The 20,105-nt window shown below is 62.2% G+C and carries 22 protein-coding genes and 1 pseudogene; 15 read left to right on the top strand and 8 right to left on the bottom strand.

Features of this window, described 5'->3' with window-relative positions; genetic code table 11:
- Positions 1-2 precede the first annotated feature (2 nt).
- Complete coding sequence (phhA, locus tag DYST_RS14840; RefSeq protein ID WP_239946427.1) at positions 3-893, bottom strand: phenylalanine 4-monooxygenase; 891 nt, start codon at positions 891-893, stop codon at positions 3-5.
- Positions 894-1,037: 144 nt separating this feature from the next.
- Between phhA and DYST_RS14835 the strand changes: the two are divergent.
- The 15 genes and pseudogenes from DYST_RS14835 (at position 1,038) to DYST_RS14765 (ending at position 12,536) form a co-directional block, all read left to right on the top strand.
- Positions 1,038-1,515 (top strand): annotated as a pseudogene (locus DYST_RS14835) (Lrp/AsnC family transcriptional regulator).
- Positions 1,516-1,609: 94 nt separating this feature from the next.
- Positions 1,610-2,386, top strand: coding sequence for a lysophospholipid acyltransferase family protein (locus tag DYST_RS14830; RefSeq protein ID WP_239946426.1), 777 nt, complete (start codon positions 1,610-1,612; stop codon positions 2,384-2,386).
- Positions 2,383-3,390: a YheT family hydrolase gene (locus DYST_RS14825; protein WP_239946425.1), complete on the top strand. Its 1,008-nt coding sequence runs from the start codon at positions 2,383-2,385 to the stop codon at positions 3,388-3,390. Before DYST_RS14830 ends, DYST_RS14825 begins: the two co-directional genes overlap by 4 nt.
- Before the next feature lie 134 nt (positions 3,391-3,524).
- Complete coding sequence (locus DYST_RS14820) at positions 3,525-3,929, top strand: DUF3224 domain-containing protein (protein WP_239946424.1); 405 nt, start codon at positions 3,525-3,527, stop codon at positions 3,927-3,929.
- A gap of 61 nt (positions 3,930-3,990) precedes the next feature.
- Positions 3,991-5,085, top strand: coding sequence for a PQQ-dependent sugar dehydrogenase (locus tag DYST_RS14815; RefSeq protein WP_239946423.1), 1,095 nt, complete (start codon positions 3,991-3,993; stop codon positions 5,083-5,085).
- Between the two features lie 55 nt (positions 5,086-5,140).
- Complete coding sequence (locus DYST_RS14810) at positions 5,141-5,761, top strand: YbhB/YbcL family Raf kinase inhibitor-like protein (RefSeq protein WP_239946422.1); 621 nt, start codon at positions 5,141-5,143, stop codon at positions 5,759-5,761.
- 129 nt (positions 5,762-5,890) lie between these two features.
- Positions 5,891-6,046, top strand: a complete 156-nt coding sequence (locus tag DYST_RS14805) for a DUF1328 domain-containing protein (protein ID WP_102303178.1) — start codon at positions 5,891-5,893, stop codon at positions 6,044-6,046.
- A gap of 85 nt (positions 6,047-6,131) precedes the next feature.
- Complete coding sequence (locus DYST_RS14800) at positions 6,132-6,497, top strand: DUF883 family protein (protein ID WP_239946421.1); 366 nt, start codon at positions 6,132-6,134, stop codon at positions 6,495-6,497.
- 27 nt (positions 6,498-6,524) lie between these two features.
- Positions 6,525-6,989, top strand: coding sequence for a hypothetical protein (locus DYST_RS14795; RefSeq protein ID WP_102303180.1), 465 nt, complete (start codon positions 6,525-6,527; stop codon positions 6,987-6,989).
- Entirely contained in the window at positions 6,986-7,276 is a 291-nt protein-coding gene (locus DYST_RS14790; protein ID WP_102303181.1) for a hypothetical protein, read from the top strand. Before DYST_RS14795 ends, DYST_RS14790 begins: the two co-directional genes overlap by 4 nt.
- Before the next feature lie 222 nt (positions 7,277-7,498).
- Positions 7,499-8,431: an AI-2E family transporter gene (locus tag DYST_RS14785; protein ID WP_239946420.1), complete on the top strand. Its 933-nt coding sequence runs from the start codon at positions 7,499-7,501 to the stop codon at positions 8,429-8,431.
- A complete protein-coding gene (locus DYST_RS14780) occupies positions 8,404-8,889 on the top strand; it encodes a GNAT family N-acetyltransferase (RefSeq protein ID WP_239946419.1) in 486 nt (161 codons plus the stop codon). Before DYST_RS14785 ends, DYST_RS14780 begins: the two co-directional genes overlap by 28 nt.
- 398 nt (positions 8,890-9,287) lie before the next feature.
- Complete coding sequence (locus tag DYST_RS14775; protein ID WP_239946418.1) at positions 9,288-10,511, top strand: alkaline phosphatase family protein; 1,224 nt, start codon at positions 9,288-9,290, stop codon at positions 10,509-10,511.
- On the top strand, positions 10,480-11,451 hold the full coding sequence (locus DYST_RS14770; protein WP_239946417.1) for a phospholipase domain-containing protein: 972 nt from the start codon (positions 10,480-10,482) through the stop codon (positions 11,449-11,451). The genes DYST_RS14775 and DYST_RS14770 overlap by 32 nt, the downstream gene beginning before the upstream one ends.
- 407 nt (positions 11,452-11,858) lie before the next feature.
- Positions 11,859-12,536: a prolyl oligopeptidase family serine peptidase gene (locus DYST_RS14765; RefSeq protein WP_239946416.1), complete on the top strand. Its 678-nt coding sequence runs from the start codon at positions 11,859-11,861 to the stop codon at positions 12,534-12,536.
- A 27-nt stretch (positions 12,537-12,563) separates the two neighbouring features.
- Here the strand turns inward: DYST_RS14765 and DYST_RS14760 are convergent, their stop codons facing one another.
- The 7 genes from DYST_RS14760 to DYST_RS14730 form a co-directional block, all read right to left on the bottom strand.
- Positions 12,564-13,541, bottom strand: coding sequence for a TolB family protein (locus DYST_RS14760; protein WP_239946415.1), 978 nt, complete (start codon positions 13,539-13,541; stop codon positions 12,564-12,566).
- 129 nt (positions 13,542-13,670) lie between these two features.
- Positions 13,671-14,429 carry a LytR/AlgR family response regulator transcription factor gene (locus DYST_RS14755; protein ID WP_239946414.1) on the bottom strand — a complete coding sequence of 253 codons (759 nt, stop codon included), beginning with the start codon at positions 14,427-14,429 and terminating at the stop codon, positions 13,671-13,673.
- Positions 14,426-15,514: a sensor histidine kinase gene (locus DYST_RS14750; protein WP_239946413.1), complete on the bottom strand. Its 1,089-nt coding sequence runs from the start codon at positions 15,512-15,514 to the stop codon at positions 14,426-14,428. Before DYST_RS14750 ends, DYST_RS14755 begins: the two co-directional genes overlap by 4 nt.
- A gap of 93 nt (positions 15,515-15,607) precedes the next feature.
- Entirely contained in the window at positions 15,608-16,561 is a 954-nt protein-coding gene (locus DYST_RS14745; protein ID WP_239946412.1) for a TolB family protein, read from the bottom strand.
- Between the two features lie 136 nt (positions 16,562-16,697).
- Positions 16,698-17,729, bottom strand: a complete 1,032-nt coding sequence (locus DYST_RS14740) for an NADP-dependent oxidoreductase (protein WP_239946411.1) — start codon at positions 17,727-17,729, stop codon at positions 16,698-16,700.
- 39 nt (positions 17,730-17,768) lie between these two features.
- Entirely contained in the window at positions 17,769-18,533 is a 765-nt protein-coding gene (locus tag DYST_RS14735) for an SDR family oxidoreductase (RefSeq protein ID WP_239946410.1), read from the bottom strand.
- The gene (locus DYST_RS14730) at positions 18,530-20,008 is read right to left on the bottom strand and encodes an efflux transporter outer membrane subunit (protein WP_102303186.1); all 1,479 of its coding nucleotides are present in this window, start codon (positions 20,006-20,008) and stop codon (positions 18,530-18,532) included. Before DYST_RS14730 ends, DYST_RS14735 begins: the two co-directional genes overlap by 4 nt.
- Between the last annotated feature and the right edge of the window lie 97 nt (positions 20,009-20,105).

Raw genomic sequence — 20,105 nt, 5'->3', positions numbered from 1 at the left:
GATCACGTGTCGGCGTTGGTCGCCCAGCCTTCGCGATTGCCTTGCGTAAACACGCGATCACTGCCCAGCACGTCGCCTGCCGCGTGCGCAGTCGTTTCGCGCAGCTTTGCGTAGATCGGCGTGAAGTCTGGGCGCGTCGCCTCGAACAACTGCTCGAAGCTATCGATCACGAAATAGGTCTGCTGGAACGTGTCGATGCGGTAGCGCGCGCTCATCACGCGCTCCAGGCCGAAGCCGATACGGTTGGGTGATGCCGAATCCAGCGAGTAGATCGACTCGCCCTTGGAGCTCACGATGCCTGCGCCATAGATGCGCATGCCGTCCTTGGTGTTGATCAGGCCAAACTCCACCGTGTACCAGTACAGGCGCGTCAGATTCATCAGCGCTTCGGGGCCGATCGCGAAGGCCTTCATGCCGCCACGGCCATAGGCCTGCATGTAGTCGGCAAAAACCGGGTTGAGCAACAGCGGCACGTGGCCGAACAGGTCGTGGAAGAGGTCGGGCTCGCTGAGGTAGTCGAGCTGATCCGGTTTGCGGATCCACCAACTCACTGGGAAGCGGCGATGCGCCAGGTGGTCGAAGAACACCTCATCCGGCAGCAGGCCTTCCACGGCGACCAGTTCCCAGCCCGTGGTGGCGCCCAGCACCTTGTTCAGGTCGGCAAATTTCGGGATGCCGCCATCGCCAAGACCGAAGCGCTCCACGCCGTCCATGAACTCCTGGCAGGCGCGGCCCGGCAGCAGGTCGCGTTGGCGTTTATAGAGGGTGTCCCAGACTTCGTGATCGGTGGCGGAGTAGTTCGCCCACGGTTGCTCCACGACGCCCGTGGCATACACCGGCACATAGCCACGATCGGTTTGCTGATGCTCTACGCGGCGTGGTGTGGTGCTCATGGCGTGCTCCTGGCGTAAGCCGGCTTGCTTGTACCAGGTCAGCATAGGCTGATTGCTGCGCACGATGCTTGTTTTATTGCATCAATTCAGGCTTGTTGCGCAATAATCTTGTTCCTCTCTACGTATCTATGGAGATTTATTGCCATGGTTACTCTGGATCGTACTGATCTACGGATTCTGACCGTCCTCCAGTCGGACGGGCGCATCACCAACGCGGAGCTGGCCGACAAAGTCAGCCTCTCCCCCCTCGGCGTGCCTGCGCCGGCTTCAGAAGCTGGAGGGGGACGGCGTCCTTGTGGGGTACACCGCGCAGGTGGACCCCCAGGCCGTGGGCCTGGGCCTGCAGGCTTTCGTCCGCGTGCAGCTGACCAAGCACGAGAGCGTTGCCGTCGAGCGTTTCGTGGAACTGGTGAACGGCTGGCCCGAAGTGGTGTCCTGTTATGCGCTGACTGGCGACATGGATTACCTGATTCACGTCTATGTGGCTGATCTTCAGGACTTTTCCCGTTTCCTGCTGGATCGGCTGCTCAACGCCTCGGGCGTGGCGGACGTCAATTCCAGCTTTGTACTCCGCACGGTAAAGCACTCCTCGGCGTTGCCGTTGGGCCAGTTGGAACGTTGACCCTGCGGCGCGGGGACGCAGGCGGCGACTAACGCTAAACTAACCGGTACTGATGAATAGCCATTCCCTCACCGCCCCCGCCCGCCGAGATCTGATGCGACCCTTGCGCTACTTCTGGCGAGTGCCCTTGCTGCTGCTGCACATAGTGCTGGGCATCGTGCTCTGTTCACTGGTGCTGACCTGGCGCCGTGACGAAGTGATGAAAAACGGTCGCGAGCCCTTTGCGCACCGCACCATCCGTTGGTGGTCTACCGCGTTGTTGCGCATCTTCGGACTGCGCTCGGTTCGAGTCGGTAAACCGTTGGCCGACCCGGTGCTGTTCGTCGCCAATCACACCTCCTGGATCGATATCGAGCTGCTGCACAGCCAGCGCGCTGCCTGCTTCGTCGCCAAGGCGGAAATCGCCACTTGGCCGCTAGTGGGCTGGCTGGCTGCGTCGGGCGGCACCATCTTTCATCGTCGCGGCAACAATCATTCGCTGGCGGCGGTGATGCAGGTCATGGTGGACCGCCTGCGCGGTGGCCGTTCGGTGGCGGTGTTTCCCGAGGGTGGCACCGGTCACAACGGCGTGCTGCGCGTCTTCCACGCGCGCATTTTCCAGGCAGCGCTCGATGCCGAAGTGCCTGCTCAGCCGGTGGCGCTGCGCTTTGCGCGGGATGGCCGTCGGGTGATCGACGCCGGTTTCCGCGACCACGAAAACTTCATGCAGAACTTCCTCCGCCTGCTGGGCGAAGCGCCGCTGGATGCCGAGGTGCATTTCCTCGAGCCTGTGCCGTCCACGCCGGATGCGCGCCGCCGCATGGCAGAAACCGCGCGTGAGCGCATTGCACTGGCGCTGGAAGACAAGCCGAGCAACAACAGCCAAGCATGATGCTACCCAGTGGAAAGGATTTTCTGCCGCCAAGGCCGCTGCGCAGTGGTCATATCCAGACCATGCTGTCGTCCAGCGGCGTGCGTCGCCTGTTGCTGCCCAAGGCTGCACAGACGGTGCTGCAGGATTCACTGCCCGTAACGGTGGATGGCGGTGATGGCGTGCGGCTCACCGGTGCCTACACCGCGCAAAAGGCCCAGCCAGAATCGCGTGGCCTGGCCGTACTGTTCCATGGCTGGGAAGGCAGCGTCGATTCCACCTATGTCCTGCAGACCGGCAGTCGCCTACTGGCCGACGGGTGGGACATCTTCCGCCTGAACTTCCGCGATCACGGCGACAGCCACCACCTCAACGAGGCGCTGTTCCATTCATGCCGCATCGACGAGGTGGTGCATGCGCTAGGCGACATCGCGCAGCGTTTCCCTGCGCGGACCATGGCGCTGGCGGGTTTTTCGCTGGGCGGCAACTTCGCGCTGCGCGCGGCCATGCGCGCACCGGCGGTGGGCTTGCCGTTGAGCTACGCGCTGGCGGTGTGCCCCATCGTTGATCCGGGCGAGGGCCTGTTCTCGCTGGAAGCTTCGGCGCCGTGGTTCTACCAGGCGTATTTCATGCATAAGTGGCGGCGTTCCCTGCAGGCCAAGCAGGCTGCGTTCCCACAGCGGCAGTATTTCGAGCTTGCCGAGCTCAAGCAGAACCTGCGTGGGCTCACTGCGGCGCTGGTGGCACGGCATACCGATTTCAGCTCGCTCGAAGCCTATCTGGACGGCTATTCCGTGGCTGGCCGCGCGCTGGAAAACATGCACGTACCGTGCACCATCCTCACTGCGCGCGACGATCCTGTCATTCCTGTGGACGCGTTCGAAAAGCTGCAATTGCCTGCCAATATCGAGCTGGATATTTCCCCCTATGGCGGCCATTGCGGTTTTATCCGCGGCTGGGACATGAGCAGCTTCACCGACGAGTACATCGCGGCGCGATTCAACGTCATCGCTGCGCAGTCGTAGACAACAGACGTTCCCGCCGGGAATGCACCACGCTTTCACCGACACGCGCCCATCGTGTATCGGGACGCGCCGGCTGTCATGCCGGTATCGCATCATCCGGCCCACCGCTTAACCTTGCCCGAAGGAAAAGGGACATGCCCATGCACGCCAAAGGCACCTTCGACGTGAAGATCACGCCGCAGCCAACACAGGAGGGCGTGGGTGATCCCAGCGTGGGCCGCATGGCCATCGACAAGCAGTTCCAGGGCGATATGCAGGGACACGGCAAAGGACAGATGCTTGCCGTGGGTACGGCTGTCGACGGTTCGGCGGGTTACGTGGCGATGGAGCGGGTCAATGCCAGCGTGCACGGACGTCAGGGCAGTTTCGCGCTGCAACATTGCGGCCCCATGCACCGGGGCACGCCCGCGTTGACCATTGCCATCGTGCCAGACTCGGGTGCCGGGGAACTGGCCGGTATCGCGGGCACGCTTTCGGTCAATATCGCCAACGGTGTGCATTCGTACGATTTGCATTACACGTTGCCGGATCTGCCCTAGAACGTTTCGCCGTAGCCGCCATGGCGCTACGCTTCAGAACTCCCTCCATGGAGTGCCTTCCATGCGTAAGTTGATGCTTAGTTTGTTTGGATTGTTCATCGCTCAGGCGGCGCTGGCCTCACCGCAACTGGACAAGCTCACGTTGCCACCGGGTTTCCATGTCGCGGTGTATTCCGACCAGGTACCCAATGCGCGTGAGATCACGCTAGGTGCCAAGGGCACGGTATTCGTCGGCTCCAACAGCGCCGGCAAGGTTTATGCGCTCACTGACAGTAAGGGCGACGGTCACGCCGACAAGGTGCGGGTGATCGCCAGCGGCCTGCAGCTGCCCGTGGGCGTGGCATTCAAGAACGGCGATCTGTACATCTCGGCAGTGAGCAAGATCCTGGTGTTGCGCGACATCGAGAACCATCTCGACAATCCGCCAAAGCCGGAAGTGGTCTACGACAAGTTTCCCACCGAAACTCATCATGGCTGGAAGTTCATTGCCTTCGGCCCCGACGGCAAGCTCTACGTGCCCATTGGCGCGCCATGCAACGTCTGCGACAAGGGTAAGGACTACGCCAAGATCACGCGCATGAACGCCGATGGCAGCGGGCTGGAAGACGTCGCCTATGGCATCCGCAATACCGTTGGCTTCGACTGGCAACCCAAGACGAAGCAATTGTGGTTCACCGACAACGGTCGCGATCTCATGGGCGACGACATGCCCAGCGATGAGCTGAACCGCCTGTCGCATACCGGGGAACACTTCGGCTTTCCGTATTGCCACCAGGGCGACACGCTCGACCCGGAGTTTGGTCAGGGCAAGAACTGCAAGGACTACACCCCGCCTGTCTACAAGCTGGGCGCGCACGTCGCCTCGCTCGGTATGCGCTTCTACGAAGGTTCGCAGTTTCCGGCCAGCTACAAGGGCGCGATCATCGTCGCCGAGCACGGCTCGTGGAATCGCACCAAGAAATCCGGTTATCGCGTGATGACCGTGCACCTCAACGGCGACAAGGTCACCGCCTACGAACCACTGTTGGACGGCTTCCAGCAGAACGAACAAGCGTGGGGCCGTCCGGCCGACGTGCAGCCGTTGCCCGATGGCAGTCTGCTGGTAAGCGACGATCTCGCCGGTGCGGTGTATCGCGTCACCTACGAAAAGCCCTGACGCGGCGGCACCATGCTGCCGCTGAATTCATCGACATTTATCCAGGAGAACGACCTTGCAACTGCGTAGCGATAGTTTCGAACATGGGCAGCCGATGCCAGCGCGACTCGCCTTCGGCAAGCGCGGCGAACCGTTTGCTCTGTCGGACAATCTCAGCCCGCACCTCGCGTGGAAGGATGCGCCGCACGCCACGCGTTCGTTCGTGCTTATCTGCCTCGATTTCGATGTGCCCAGTAAGCCCGACGACGTGAACAAGGAAGGTCGCACCGTGCCGGCCGATCTGCCGCGCGTGGAGTTCGTCCATTGGCTGATGGCCAACATCCCGGTGGAGTGCGGCGAGCTGGCCGAAGGCGCGTGTAGCGACGGTATCGTGCCGCGCGGTAAGCGCGCGCCGTATGGGCCGCCCGGCAGCGTGCAAGGCAAGAACGACTACACCGGCTGGTTCGCGGGCGACGCCGACATGGGTGGTGAATATCTTGGCTACGATGGCCCGTGCCCGCCGTGGAACGACTCCATCATTCATCACTACCACTTCCGCATTTACGCGCTGGATGTGGACAGTCTCCGACTTGCCGATGGTTTCACCGTAAACGAATTGCGCGCGGCGATGGACGGTCATGTATTGGCCGAAGCAGAGATCATGGGGACCTATGCGATAAATCCGGCGGCGGCCTGAACGGCGCTGGCGCGAGCGTGAACAGTGACCAAAGGCCAGCCCGGACTCAGGTCATTTTCACGCTCGCGAGGCATGCGCTGTGGATGAATGATGGTCGGACGATGTCATGTCCGCTGAGAGGATCGCATCATGCTCCACTACGCCCTGGTATTTCTGGTCATCGCCATCATTGCTGCCCTGTTTGGTTTCACCGGTATTGCCGGCGCGGCCGCGAGCATTGCGAAAATCCTTTTCGTCGTCTTCCTGATCCTGGCCATCATTGCGTTCTTTCGTCGCGCAAGCTGAGCGCTGGCGCAACAGAGCGGCATTGCCCGATGCGCTCGGCTGACTACTTTGGCTACAGTGAATGTCCGCTTCAACGGAGAACGTCATGAACAAGCAAGTCCAGGCGCACGAAGATGGCACGCCCGCCGATCGCATCGAGGAACGTGCCGAGCGCATCAAGCAGGCCACTACCCATGCCGTGACGAACACCAAGGAGGCAGTTGAACGCGCGGCCGACCATGTCGAGGAAGGCCTGCACCGCGCGACGGACAAGGCCGCTGACGCCGCCTCGCGTGCGTCCGAGAAGGCCGACGAATATCGCCAGCGTGGTCGCGACGCATACGACGGTGCCGTCGATCGCGCCGACGAATGGCTGGAGGTCGCGCGCGACTACGTGCGTGAGAAGCCCGTGCAGTCCGTAGCTATCGCCCTTGGCGCCGGCTGGCTGCTTGGCCGCATACTTCGCCGCTGATAGCCCTAGCCAAGCCGAGGACAGCGGATGGACCAGACCGGACGCGATGACGCGCCCGCCTCGCCTGACGAGACGCCACCCCCTGCGCCCCCCGGTCTGCTGGACGACATCGGCCGCCTCGGTCGTGCTTTCCAGAAGCTGTTCGGGGCTCAGCTCAAACTGTTGTCAGCCGAACTGGGGCTGGCGCGCAGCGCTGTCCATTGGCTGCTCGTTGCGGGGCTGGTCGCCACCGTGGCGGGCGTGGGCCTGGGTTTGACCCTGTTGGGTCTGATTGGCTGGTTGCTGGCGCAATGGTTTGGTTCCTGGACCTGGGCGCTGGCATCGTTGGCGGTGGTGGAACTGGCTTTCCTCGGCGGTGCGTTGCTGTTGTTCCGCCGCTGCATGCACTGGATGACCTTGCCAGCGACGCGAGGCGAATGGAATGCGATGATGCAGCAGACCCTGCGTCGTCCCGATCCGCAGGGCGAGTCCCGCCCGAAGGACCAGCCATGAGCCTCATCAAGCAATTGCACGCCGTACGCCATGCGCAAGGCCGCGTGCAGGAAGCTCGCGAGGAACTGGCCAAGCCGGCGCAGGCGCTGCTGTCGCGCGGTCAGCGCTATCCCCTCGCCACCGTGAGCGTGGCGGCGGGCGCGGGCTTCGTGCTCGGCCAGCTCAACGTGCATCCACTGCGTGTGCCGGGTTTGGGCGCGCTATTGAGCGGCACCGCCGCCGAGGTCGCCGGACAGGCCATGCGCATGGTGGCCGAGTTCATGCAGGACACCGGCGAGCCCACATGAACACGCCAATGCCGCCGGTCGCCGAAGGCGACGCGGCGCAGCGGGATTTGCCCGTGCAAGCCATGGTGCCCCCGCGCGAGCCGCGGCTGAACCTGCTGCGCGTGCAGCGGACACAGAGCGCGCGCCGACACCTGCGGGGCATCCGCATCGTGCTCAATATCTTTCTGGCCCTGGCGTTGCTGTACACGGTGACGATCACCAGCCAGTTGCTGATCCCCCCTGGTGCTGGCCTCATTCATTGGCCTTGCGCTGAATCCCGTCGTCGCGCGCTGCGCGCATCTCGGCATTCCACGCTGGCTCGGCGCAAGCGTGCTGATGGTGGGCCTGATCGCGGCCATCGGCGCGGGCGTGGGCATGCTCACGCAGCCCGCCTTGGGTTGGGTGCATGAGGCGCCAACGGCCATTCGCAGCTTCATGCCGAAGTTGCACAGCGCGCTGCAGCCACTGGAGGCCGCCAATCGAGCCACGCAGGGGCTTACCGGCCCTACACGCGTGCAGGGCACGGCGCAATCGCCGCTCTCCATCACCATCTGGGACGTGGTGGCCACCACGCCTAAAGTGCTGGCAGGCGTACTCACGGTGGTGCTGCTGGTGTTCTTCTTCCTCGTCTACGGCGACCTGATGTTGCGGCGACTGGTCGAGGCTTCACCCAGCTTCGGCTACAAGCGGCACGCTGTATCGGTGGTGCGCGGCATCCAGTACGAAGTCTCGCGCTACATTCTCACCGCCACGCTGATCAACGTGGCCCTCGGTGCGGTAACTGCTGGCATGTTGTGGCTGTACCACATGCCCGATCCGCTGCTGTGGGGCACCGTGGCCATGCTCGCCAACTTCATTCCGTACGTCGGGGCGATCAGCACCACCGCTGTGCTCGCAGTGGTGGGGCTACTCAACTTCAACCAAGCGGGTGCCGCCTTGCTGCCGGCACTTACTTTCGCTGGGATCACCGCCTTCGAAGGCAACCTTGTCACACCGTTTATCCAGGGACATCGCATGCGGCTCAGTCCCATCGCGATCCTGTTGTGGCTACTTGTCTGGGGATGGCTATGGGGCATTCCCGGCGCTTTACTTGCCGTGCCTATGCTCACCAGTGCCAAGCTCGTGGCCGAACGCGTGCGCGGCTGGCGTTGGTTCGCCCGCATGGTGCAGCGCTGAACACGCCCCTGGCCATCCGCTTTGTGACCGAGCAGGATTTCTCCGCCTGGAGGCCATTGTGGGATGGCTATAACGCCTTCTATGGCCGTAGCGGTGACACCGCTTTGCCGGAGGCCGTCACGTGCACCACGTGGCTGCGCTTCCTTGATCCCGGTGAAGCCATGCATGCACTGGTGGCCGAACGAGATGGGCAGCTACTCGGCCTCGCACACTACCTGTTCCATCGAAGCACGACGAATCCCGCGGACAGTTGCTACCTACAAGACCTTTTCACTGTGCCTGAAGCCCGCGGTCTGGGCGTGGGTCGCGCATTGATCGAAGCGGTCTACGCGCGGGCACGCGAATCCGGCGCATCGCGTGTGTACTGGCAAACGCATGAAACCAATGCAACGGCGATGCAGCTCTACGACAAAGTAGCCCAGAAGTCGGGGTTTATCGTGTATCGCCAACCGCTGTAGATTCGCGGCAGATTACGTTTGGGAAAAGTTGCCTCGGGTAGGCCTGGAAGATGCGTGGTGCTACCGCAGGTTTCCACAAGCCGAGAATTCAGATGGCGCTTGATGAGCCTTCATTCGTAGAGACACTCGTCCAGACCGGATTCTTGAGTGCAGACATCGTCGTGAAAGCAAGATACTCATACAGAGCGCGACACGTCATGCGTCTGTAATGTCTGTAAATACCGGCCATGCAACACCCATGATCAAACTTAATCTTCGCGTAAGCATAAAGCTTGCGTGGAGCTGTATGCGTGGCGTCAGAAGTAAAAAAATGGCCATCTAGACGTATCTATTTCCGGTTTTCGTCGCTCATACGTCTCTGCTTTCGCAAAAAAGCCCGCTGCTGAAATGTGACCGTTATGAAGTCGCATGATCATGCAGTGTCTTGGTGGTGGCTCGCGGCAGCAGGCGAAGACATGAAACGGCGTGACTTCTTGAAAGCGGTGGGTGGCGCAACGGCGGTCGGCGCAGGAATGATGCTGATGCCGTCTAGTATCCGGCATGCGCTTGCCATCAACGCAAGCGTGGCGACAGGAACGATCGACGACGTCCAACACGTCGTCATCCTCATGCAAGAGAACCGATCGTTCGACCACTACTTCGGAACGCTTCGCGGTGTCCGTGGGCTGAAAGACCGCTTTCCCATTCCGACAGCAGCCGGCAAGCCCGTGTGGCATCAATGGAATGGGCAGCGTGAAGTGCTCCCGTTCCACCTCGATGGAAAGACCATGAATGCGGCCCTGATCGCGTCCATGCCCCACACGTTTTCCGATGCGCAGGCCGCCTGGGGACAGGGTCGCGTAAGCGAATGGCCTAAGTTCAAGACCGATGCGTCCATGGGCTACTACACCCGCGAGGAGGCGCCGTTCCAATACGCGTTGGCGGATGCATTCACCGTGTGCGATGCCTACCATTGTTCGTTGCATGCATCGACAGGACCCAATCGCATCATGTTCTGGACAGGCACCAACTCTGATCCAGGGTTGCGCGATCAAGGAGTCAATTGCGACGAACGGTCGTCAGAGCCGGTGAATCTGCGAACTTGTATTAGTGGGCATATGCCCGATCCAGGATACGCATACAACGGAAGCGTCTTTGACTGGGATACGATTCCGGAGTTGCTGGAAGCGGAGGGTGTGAGCTGGAAGATCTATCAGGATCCCAACGATAACTGGCAGGGATTGATGCACGGGTGCCTTGCTTCGCGTGGTTTTCGCGAAGCGCAGAAAGGCTCTCCAATCTATGAGAAGGGAATGTCCCTTCATACCATCGAAAACCTCCGGCAGGACGTGATGTCTAATCGCCTGCCGGCGGTGAGCTGGATACTTCCACCGGCTCTCAAGTCAGAGCACCCAGGTGCTCCCTCCAGCGCGGCGCAAGGAGGCAATTTCGTCGAACAGATCCTCGATGCGCTTACCGCCAATCCAGAGACATGGAGCAAGACGGTCTTTTTCCTCACGTTTGATGAGAACGACGGATTCTTCGACCACATGCCTTCACCGGCGGTGCCATCCATCGCTAGCGATGGTTCCCCCCGCGGGAAAGACGACCATGAATGCCTCAGGCATGTACTTCATGGCTGATCGAGCGAAACTCCTGCTTCCCAATGATCGCGATACCAGCGATGTGCGACCGTGGGGCATGGGGCCGCGCGTGCCCATGTACGTCATATCGCCATGGAGCCGGGGCGGATGGGTGAACTCGCAGGTCTTCGATCACACCTCGGTTGGCATGTTCCTGGAAACGCGCTTCGGCATTGATATCAAGGCCATCAGCCCTTGGCATCGCGCGGTCAGCGGCGACCTGACGTCAGCGTTGGATTTCGCCAGCCCGAATCATGCGTCGTGGCCACAGCTTCCTGACATGAGCGATTACGCGACGATCGAACAGCGGGCGCGTGAACTGCCGAAAGCGACACCACCCGCGCAACCGGAACCGTTATGGCAAGAGACGGGCGTACGCTACTCCCGAGCGCTGCCGTACGAGCTTGAAGTCAGTGCGTCGCCGGTCAACGGTGCATTGCATCTGGAGTTCAACAATACGGGCAAGCAAGGTGCGGTGTTCCACGTTTACGACAGGCTCCACCTCGATCGCCTGCCGCGACGCTATACCGTAGAAGCGGGTGAACACCTGGATGACGATGCGTGGCGGCCGGTGGTTGCAGACAACGGTCAGTACGACATCGAAGTACACGCGCCAAACGGCTTCTTCCGCGCGTTCAAGGGCGACATCAATCGTCCTGGCGTGCAGATGGCACTCTCCCACGATGCCAAGGCGGGCAGCATCGTGCTGGATATAAGCAACGCGGGTGCCGATGAAATCACGACAGAGATCGTCCATAACGCATACCGCAACCAGAGCAGTCCGGTACGTCTGGCGGCGGGAGGCAAAACTCGCCTATCTTGGTTGCTGGAAGACTCCAAGTATTGGTACGACCTAACCGCCAGGGCGCCAGGATCTGAGCAGAGGTTCGCGGGACGGGTGGAAACGGGGCGGTCGAGCATTAGCGATCCTGCGGCTTGAAGGTACTCGCATTAGTGGTGGCGGACAGTTCGTTCATCCGTCGATGCACGGTCCGCTCTGGTGGACTCCACGACAACGTAGCCCAGAAGTCGGGGTTTATCGTGTATCGCCAACCGCTGTAGTCTCGCGGCACATCATGTTTGGGACAAGTCAACGCCATGCAGCCGTGGACGATGGGAGCGAGGGCCGTCGCGTTGTTGCTGGCGTGTGTCAGCCCAGCCGTACTCGCTGAAGTATCCGCCGCTGAACCGCGGCCACTTTGTTCCCTTCCAACGAATAACGATGGCCCGCTGGTGCAGGAAACGACGCTAGCCGGCGTGCCCGCGATACTCCGCATACCTGCGCATATCAGAAAGCCGCCGATCATCCTCTGGCATGGTTTCGGTCCGCCTGCGAGCGAGCGGGCGATGATGGACGCCCTGCCGCTCGATGACGTGGACGCGGTGAAGGTCTATCTGGGGCTGCCGTTGTTTGGCGCGCGTGCACCCGACGGTGGCATGAAGGAAGTCGGGCGACGCCAGGCGGAAGATGTGGGCTTGCTGGTCTTTAAGCCCGTGGTGGTCGGTGCCGCAGAGGAGCTGCCGCGCGTGGTGGCCGCGCTGCAGAAGAACGGGTGCATGAAGCGAGGATCTTCGGTCGCATTGGTCGGTTTCTCTGCTGGTGGCGCGGCGGCGCTCGACGCGCTTTCGCAAAGCAAAGTCGCTATCGACGCAGCGGTATTCATCAATGCATCGACCGGTTTGAGCGCATCGATACAAGCCTATGAGAAGGCGACCGGCAAGACCTATGCGTGGTCGCCCGCAACGCGGGAGCTGGCGCACGAAACGGACGCCGTTGACCATGTGGCGGAGATAGCCGCACATCGACCGGCACTGCTTTTTCTGCAGGGAACCGATGACTCGGTTATCGATTCGAGCGCGGCAAACCAACTGGTGGATCGCCTCAAGCCGTTCTATGGCGAACACTCGCAACAACTACAGCTTGTACGACCTGCCGGCATGACCCATCAATGGGCTGCCGATCCTGCCGCACTGGCCGAAGTGCGGAAGACCGCAAGCGATTGGCTTGCTGGCCAGCATCCCTAGCTGCTTGGGTTGTGATGCAAGCTCGTTCTATTGATCGATGTCATGCGCCCGCAGCGCATCACCGATATCGAACAGCCAGAGATTGCGTGAGCCGTTGAGTGGCTCCTGCGGTCGTTGCTGGAGCGATGTGGCATCGTCCTGCTTCTTGGGGAAATGAACCTCGCCTTGCCGATTGCTGGAGACGTACAGCTCCCCAAAGCGGCGACCGAGCGAAGGCGCGTTCTCCAGCGAGGCGCTATTGACGTCTCCGGGAAGGTGCTCTGGTTTGCTCCAGTGCCCGTTCTTATCGCGGAAGGCGATGTAGATATCCGCACTGCCGAGCGAATCGCCCTCGTTGCCTGCATAGACGAGGAAACGCTGCTGCGGATCGACGCTAGGATCCATGCGATTGTGATCAACACCGCCCAGGTCAACCCGTTCTGGGTCGGCATAACCATTTGCCGTTCGTCGTGCGACATAGATCTGGTACGCCTGACCTGAATCAGGTCGATGCGCGGAAAAGTAGATGTCACCGTTGGCCGCGATCGACGGGTTATAGATCATCGCGCCATCGTTGAGTGCACCATCGACGTGCATGGGCATGCCCCAGCGACCGTCCGACTGCTGCGGGACGTACCAAAGATTGGTGCCGGCGAAGGTGTGCCCGCCCATCTCGGCCATCACCGGTGTGCCGCCCGCGCGTAGTGGGCGGTTGGAAACGAAGTACAGGCGTTTGCCGTCGGGCGACATGGCCGGTTCGGAGTCGTGCCATTGGCCGGAGAACGACGCCACTTCAGGCGTGCTCCATCCATCACCACGACGATGGCTGAGCAGGATGGTATCGTCCTTCTCTGCGAAATCCGAACGCATGAAATACAGCGTGTTGTTATCGGAACTCAGTGCTGCTGACGTCTCTTGTAGTCCGGTGGAGATCACGCCGGCCCCCACGAGCTCACCGGCCACCGCACTGGTGGCTGTGAGTGCAAGAGTTACGGACGTTATCAGGGCGAACGACTTGGACAGCATGCACGGCACTCCTTCGAGCTGGGGACGGTGAAGCGACATCAGAGTGCATCACGATTCCGCGCAACGCAGCAGACCTGTGACCAGCGGCTGGCGGGCGGTGATAAGCGGTCGAGGCTCGCGTATCGGCGGTCAGGCCATGCCGAGTGCGCGGCGGGCCTGTATGCGGAAGCGTCGGCTGAGATTGAGCCGGGTACCGTCCTGCAACACCACCTCGGCGTTGCCCTGGAATAGCGGATGCACTTCACGGATACGGTCCACATTCACCGCTGTACCGCGATGGATGCGCAGAAATCGACCCGGATCAAGCACCCCGAGCAAATGCCGCAACGACTCGCGGTGAAGATAGTGCGTAGTTCCCGCATGGATATGCACGTAGTTGCCGTCCGCCCGCATCCAGTCGATGTCCTGGGCTGCGACGACGCGAATGTGTTCGCCCTGTTGCACGCTGAGTCGTTGCAGGTAAGGCGACGCTGGTGCGGGCGCTGCGGTAGCCGCGGCTTCGCTCGTGTGCAGCCCTCGCCAATGGCGACGTACGCGCGCCATGGCCTGATCGAAACGTTCCTGATCGATGGGCTTGAGCACATAGTCGATCGCGTTTGCGTCGAAAGCGCGCAAGGCGTGTTGGCCAAACGCCGTGGCGAACACCACCATCGGTGGGTGATTGCGCTTCAACCCTTGAAGAAGCCGGAAGCCATCCACGCCTGGCATCCGAATGTCCAGAAACAGCAGGTCGGGATCAAGCGCCTCGATGGCCTGCCGAGCCTCCGTCGCATTGGCGCATTCGCCGACGATGGCGACATCGGTGTGGGACGCCAACGCCTGCCGTATCGCCAGGCGGGCCAGCATCTCGTCATCGACGAGCAGCGTTCGGATGGCGGGACTGTTCATGCCACGCACTCCCGGAATGGAAAGCGCAGTTCGACACGCGTGCCGCCTTCTTCCCGGCGCTGCATGTCCACGGTGGCAGCGTCACCGAATAGCATATCCAGCCGCGCACGCGTGCTGCCGATCCCGATGCCTTCCTTCGCGCCATCAGGCGGCAGGCCGATGCCATCGTCGTCCACGCGCAGCACCAGCGCGTCGCCATCGCGTCGCGTTGCAATCTGCAGCGTGCCGCGTTCCGTCTTGTCGAGCAGGCCATGGCGTAGCGCGTTCTCCACCAGTGGCTGCAGGATCATGTTGGGAACCATGGCCCGCATCGTGTCGACGGATACATCCAGGTGCGTGGTGAGGCGATCCTGGAAGCGCACTTGTTGGATGCCGAGATAGCAGTCGAGAAATTCCATCTCGCGCGAAAGCGGCACCTGCTGTGCGTGACGTTCTTCCAGCGTGAGCCGGAGAAAGTCGCTCAGGCGGGCGATCATCTGCCGCGCTTGCACCGGGTCGGCCAGCGCCAGAGCGGAGATGGCATTGAGTGTGTTGAACAGGAAATGGGGTTGCAACTGCACGCGCAAGGTTTGCAGCTGCGATTGCACCAGTTGCGTTTCCAACTGCGCGTTGCGCACCCGCTCATCGCGTAGTCGCCGTTGCGAATCGATGGCGCGAAGCACCACCAGCATCACGCCGTAAGTGAGCAAGCTCAGGTGGAAGTTATAGGCAAACTGAATGCGCGCGAAGGCGCCGAAGGTCATATGAGGCTGCGACATCGGCGGCCCGCATAGGGTCCAGTAAATGGACAGCACCAGCGCCACCTCGGCTGCTGCGAGCAAGATGCTGGCGGGTGCATGCACGGCCCAGAAGCGGCCCCAGCTCCGGCTACCCTGATGCCCCAGCCACGCCACTACTGGCGTGAGCAGCATCCATAGATAGGCGTTGGTGAGGTTCCAAGTAAACGGGCGAATCCAGTTGAATGTCTCGCCTTCGCTGATCATGGACATGACCGAACTGGCTGTATAGGACAAGCCCAGCAAGGTCCAGAAGGCGAAGACCAGTCCCCAGATCTTCCAGCGTGGCGCAGTCATCAGGTCGGACACGGAAGCCTCACCGGCGCGAGCCGCAGCAACAAACCGCCACAGTGTGGAACGCGGCATCGCCACGGCAACAGTGCCTGAAGGCGTGCCCGGCCATCAGCCGATGACGCAGGACAGCGGCACGCTGGGTAACGGCAGGCCGTGCGCGGCGAGCCACGGTGTCAGTGAGACGCGCCAGATGTGGTCGTCGCTGGTCACACCGTGCGCGGGTTCCGTCGCTGGCAGGGCGCGATCGCTCGAGAAATACAGTGTCCGATGATCGCAGCCCAGCTGCGAGCCCATGCTGTGAGTGCCACCGTTGACGGTGTCGCCCAGGTCCTGCGGCTCGCTCCAGTTGTGCGTGGTGTGGAACACAATGGCCAGCCGATACGGCTGCTTGGGATCGTGCCGGATGCTGAAGACCATAAACGAGCGATCCGGCGCGATGGCGACATCGCGGACCTGCGCGTCCTTGTCACCCACCGCGACCGCGTACGACGCTTGGTACTGGCCGTTCTCGTGAGTGGCGCGAAGCGGACGGATCACACCGTCGGGCGCGCAGCCGATGTAGTAGACGCTGTCGTCTGCCGCGATGCTGGGTGCAAAGCTGCTGTTGCACGTGTTGACGGTAGCGGGAAGCCGTACGGGTTCGCTCCAGCCATCACCCTTCCGGTCCACGCGCCAGAGGTTCAGGCCCTGGCCCGTCAGCACTTTTCCGTTGCGCACGGCATCGATGGGCTGGCCATCCGGCGTCGCCGGTCGATTGGAGGTGAACAGCAGATAGGAGCCATCGGGCGCCATGGTCGGATCGCCGTCACGCCACTGCCCAGAGAAGGAGGCAGCCACCGGGGGCGACCACTGACCGTTGGCGCGGTGCGAGACCATCACCGTCGCGCCATGGTCCGTGCCACGCATGAAGTAGACGGTGCCGCCATCCGGTGTAAACGCAGGCGAAGCGCTGTCACCGAGATCGCCCGCCAGGAAGAGGGCTGGCACGGGTGGATCAGCGGGCAGAGGCGCCATCAGCGGCGAGATCGCCAACAACACCACGCAAATCATCTGTTGCCACATGACAGTCACTCTCCCGGATGCGCACAAATCTGAAACCGTGCATCAAGGTAGGGCGAGCCTCATGTGTCGTCGTCACTTCTGTGACAACCGGTATCCACCGCGCCACGAGCGGTTGCTCGTGGCGGTCGGCGGGCAGTCAATCGTGGGCGATGCGTATCACCAGCTTGCCGAAATTACGGCCTTGCAGCAGTCCGATGAAGGCTTCCGGTGCGTGTTCCAGGCCCGTTACCACGTCCTCGCGAACCTTCACGCTTCCATCCGCAATCCACGCTCCCATGTCGCGCCGGAAAGCGTCGAAACGGGTCGCGTAGTGATCAAGGATGATGAAGCCCTGCATGCGTATGCGTTTCTGCAGAATGGCCGCTGTCGCTGCCGGCAAACGATCCGGGCCCGCCGAAGCCTTGTCGTTGTAGTGCGCAATGAACCCGCACACCGGCACACGTGCACCGATGTTCAGCAGCGGAAGCACGGCGTCGAATACCGCACCACCCACGTTCTCGAAGTAGACGTCGATACCGTCGGGGCATGCAGCGGCGAGCTGCTCAGCCAAGCGGGGGTCGCGACGATCCAGGCAGGCGTCGAACCCGAGTTCGCTCACGGCGTACGCGCATTTGTCCGCACCGCCCGCGATGCCCACGACGCGAGCGCCCTTGAGCTTTGCGATCTGGCCGACCGTAGCGCCAACGGCTCCCGTAGCCGCCGCGACCACCACGGTTTCGCCGGGTTTAGGTGCTCCGATGTCCAGTAAGCCCACGTAGGCAGTGAACGCCGGCATGCCTAGCCCGCTGAGTGCGAGCGAAGGCTGCGCCAGGTCGCCCAGCGGCGTGAGCTCTTGCGCGTCGGCCAACGCGTACTCCTGCCAGCCTGAGGAGCCCAGCACGAGATCCCCGGCACGGAAGTCCGGATGCTTTGAAACTTCGACGCGACTCACCGTTCCACCCACCATAGGTGCACCGACGGGCACGGCCGAGGCATAGCTGGTGCCGGCTTCATCCATCAGATTGCGCATGTACGGGTCGAGCGAGAGATAGAGCGTGCGCAGCAGCAGCTGACCATCAGCGGGCACCGGCACCGGCACCGCTTCAAGGCGAAAGTCCTGCAGGGTCGGTTCGCCATGGGGACGATTGGCGAGAACGATGCGTCGATAGGTGGAGTGATCGTGTGACACGGCAGCAATCCTTTTGCTGGAAGTGGCTAGAGGCAGGTACTACCAATCGATGCGTTGCCTGTCGCGAAAGAAGCCGCCATTGATCGCAGGGCGCGATGGCAGCATGGCCGCCCATACGATACCCGCGGCGCCGTCGGCGATGGGGCGGCCGCCATGGCCACCCATGTCGGTGGCGACCCAGCCCGGGCACACCGCGTTCACCAGGATGCCACTGCCGGCGAGTTCTGTCGCGAGCATGCGCGTGTGGCTGTTGAGCGCTGCTTTGGATACGCGGTAGGCGGGGCAACTGGTGCCATCGCTATCGGCCGCACCGCAGCCGCTGGAGACGTTCACGATACGTCCGTAGCCGTGGCGTTGCATCAGCGGAAGCATGGCTTCCGCGACTCGCCATGCGCCGAGCAGATTGGTTTCAAGGGCCTGCCGCACGAGGTCGATGTCGACGGAAGAGGCCTGGTTGTCCACGTCGAAATACGCGCCGGCGTTGTTCACCAGAATGTCGAGCCGGCCATGTTCACCGTCGATACGAGCGGCGAGTTCGCGGACGCTCTCGGCGGACGTGACATCCAGCGGCACCGATATCACGGTGCCGCCTTCGCGTCGTAGTTGCCGCGCCGCCTTCTCGCCGAGCAATGGCTTGCGCGCACCGAGCAACACAGTGACACCAGCGGCAGCGAGTTGCCGCGAGATTTCAAAGCCCAATCCGCGATTTGCGCCGCTCACTAGCGCCACGCGTTGTGACGGTTCCGGTTCGGGTGCGAGCGTGCGGCGTCCCGATAGCCTCCCCGGAAACGCCACCGCGCTCATGGCGTCGCGGCCAGCTGGTCGCAACGCTCGGTGGTGCAAGCCTGCCAGCCACCGCCCAGCGCCTTGTACACCGATACCGCGCGCAGGTTGATCGAGGCCTGTGCATCGGCCAGCGAGTCCTCCGCTTCCAGCTGCGTGCGCTCGGCGTCGAGCAACTGCAGGAAGTCGGCGGCACCTTCGTTGTAGCGGATGCGCGCGAGATCGGCGGCATGACGGCTATTGGTCACCTGATCCTGCAACTTGATCACGCGATCGCGCTGCAGGTTGTAGCCAACAATAGCGTTGTCCACGTCTTCCACTGCTTGCAACACGGTGCGCTGGTAGTTCGCCAGCGCAGCATCCGAACGCGCTTCGCTCGCCTTCACGTTGGATCGCACGCGCTGCACGTTCAGGCCAGACCACGAGATGCTCGGCGCAATCGACCATGCACGCGACTGCGGTCCACCGAAGTCGTTGCTGCGACCGGCGAGGAAGCCGAGGAAGCCACCCAGCGTGATATGCGGGTAGTAGTCGGCCTTCGCTACGCCGATGCGTGCATTGGTAGCGGCAAGCTCGCGCTCGGCCACGCGCACGTCCGGGCGGCGTTGCAGCACGTCACCTGCGTTGCCGATATCCAGCGCCACGTCGATCGGCTTGAAGCCTTGCGGCGACAGGTCGACATCCAATTCACCCGGGCGCTCGCCCAGCAACACCGCAAGCCGCGACGTGTCGTTCTGCGCCAGCGTCTGCAATGTAGGCAGCTGGGCCTCCACGAAGTTCAGTCGCGCTGTGGCGCTGGCCACGTCCTGCTCCGACACCGTGCCGATGTCATTACGGGCGTGGATGAGACGCAACGTCTCGCGCTGGTTTTCAATATCGCGGTTGGCAACGTCGATGCGTAGCTGCACGCCACGCAGGTCGAAGTAATAGCGGGCAACCTCAGCGAACAGTGTGACCTGTGCATCCTGCAGCGAGGCTTCGCTGGCGCCGGCATCCGCGCGAGCGGCTTCCACCGAGCGACGCACACCACCGAACAGATCGATCTCCCAGCTCGCATCGAAACCGGCCTGATAGCTGGTGGCGGTGACGCGGTTGTCGGTGAAACCCGGCTGCTGCTGGCGGCTGCGCGAATAGTTCGCGACCGTTTCCACGTCCGGTATCTGCTGCGACTTGGCCACGCCAAGCAGCGCACGTGATTCACGCAGGCGTGCAAAAGCGATCTTCAGGTCAGGGCTGTTCGCCGCCGCGCGCTGGATAAGGGCATCCAGCGTCGGGTCGTTGAACTGCTTCCACCACTGCGCCTGGAAGGTCTGCGTGGACTCCTGCGTGTTGACACCTTGCAGTGCCACCGGCTTTTCCTGCGGTGCGTGGTAGTCCGGGCCCACGCTGACGCAACCGGAAAGCATGATGGCGGCGGCAATGGCGGTGACTTTCTTGGCTGCGGAGCGATGTGAAGCCGGGCGGCAGGCGGCAGTTGTGCCAGCAGCGAGGTCCATGAAGCCAACGCCCGTTGCGAGGTTATCGCCGGATTGGCCCCTCACCCCGGCCCTCTCCCCGGTGGGGAGAGGGAGAAGTGAAGTTCTGAGGTTCTTG

This window comes from Dyella terrae (assembly GCF_022394535.1).
Classification (GTDB): domain Bacteria; phylum Pseudomonadota; class Gammaproteobacteria; order Xanthomonadales; family Rhodanobacteraceae; genus Dyella.
This window is presented reverse-complemented; position numbering and strand designations above follow the sequence as displayed.

What these genes read in the sequence shown, in the direction of transcription:
- DYST_RS14795 (WP_102303180.1), top strand. Translation starts at nt 6,525, where the DNA reads ATGGACCAGACCGGACGCGATGACGCGCCCGCCTCGCCTGACGAGACG.
- DYST_RS14820 (WP_239946424.1), top strand. Translation starts at nt 3,525, where the DNA reads ATGCCCATGCACGCCAAAGGCACCTTCGACGTGAAGATCACGCCGCAG.
- DYST_RS14800 (WP_239946421.1), top strand. Translation starts at nt 6,132, where the DNA reads ATGAACAAGCAAGTCCAGGCGCACGAAGATGGCACGCCCGCCGATCGC.
- DYST_RS14730 (WP_102303186.1), bottom strand. Translation starts at nt 20,008, where the DNA reads ATGGACCTCGCTGCTGGCACAACTGCCGCCTGCCGCCCGGCTTCACAT.
- DYST_RS14745 (WP_239946412.1), bottom strand. Translation starts at nt 16,561, where the DNA reads ATGTGGCAACAGATGATTTGCGTGGTGTTGTTGGCGATCTCGCCGCTG.
- DYST_RS14735 (WP_239946410.1), bottom strand. Translation starts at nt 18,533, where the DNA reads ATGAGCGCGGTGGCGTTTCCGGGGAGGCTATCGGGACGCCGCACGCTC.
- DYST_RS14825 (WP_239946425.1), top strand. Translation starts at nt 2,383, where the DNA reads ATGATGCTACCCAGTGGAAAGGATTTTCTGCCGCCAAGGCCGCTGCGC.
- DYST_RS14760 (WP_239946415.1), bottom strand. Translation starts at nt 13,541, where the DNA reads ATGCTGTCCAAGTCGTTCGCCCTGATAACGTCCGTAACTCTTGCACTC.
- DYST_RS14755 (WP_239946414.1), bottom strand. Translation starts at nt 14,429, where the DNA reads ATGAACAGTCCCGCCATCCGAACGCTGCTCGTCGATGACGAGATGCTG.
- DYST_RS14805 (WP_102303178.1), top strand. Translation starts at nt 5,891, where the DNA reads ATGCTCCACTACGCCCTGGTATTTCTGGTCATCGCCATCATTGCTGCC.
- phhA (WP_239946427.1), bottom strand. Translation starts at nt 893, where the DNA reads ATGAGCACCACACCACGCCGCGTAGAGCATCAGCAAACCGATCGTGGC.
- DYST_RS14770 (WP_239946417.1), top strand. Translation starts at nt 10,480, where the DNA reads ATGAATGCCTCAGGCATGTACTTCATGGCTGATCGAGCGAAACTCCTG.
- DYST_RS14765 (WP_239946416.1), top strand. Translation starts at nt 11,859, where the DNA reads ATGATGGACGCCCTGCCGCTCGATGACGTGGACGCGGTGAAGGTCTAT.
- DYST_RS14830 (WP_239946426.1), top strand. Translation starts at nt 1,610, where the DNA reads ATGCGACCCTTGCGCTACTTCTGGCGAGTGCCCTTGCTGCTGCTGCAC.
- DYST_RS14815 (WP_239946423.1), top strand. Translation starts at nt 3,991, where the DNA reads ATGCGTAAGTTGATGCTTAGTTTGTTTGGATTGTTCATCGCTCAGGCG.
- DYST_RS14775 (WP_239946418.1), top strand. Translation starts at nt 9,288, where the DNA reads ATGAAGTCGCATGATCATGCAGTGTCTTGGTGGTGGCTCGCGGCAGCA.
- DYST_RS14790 (WP_102303181.1), top strand. Translation starts at nt 6,986, where the DNA reads ATGAGCCTCATCAAGCAATTGCACGCCGTACGCCATGCGCAAGGCCGC.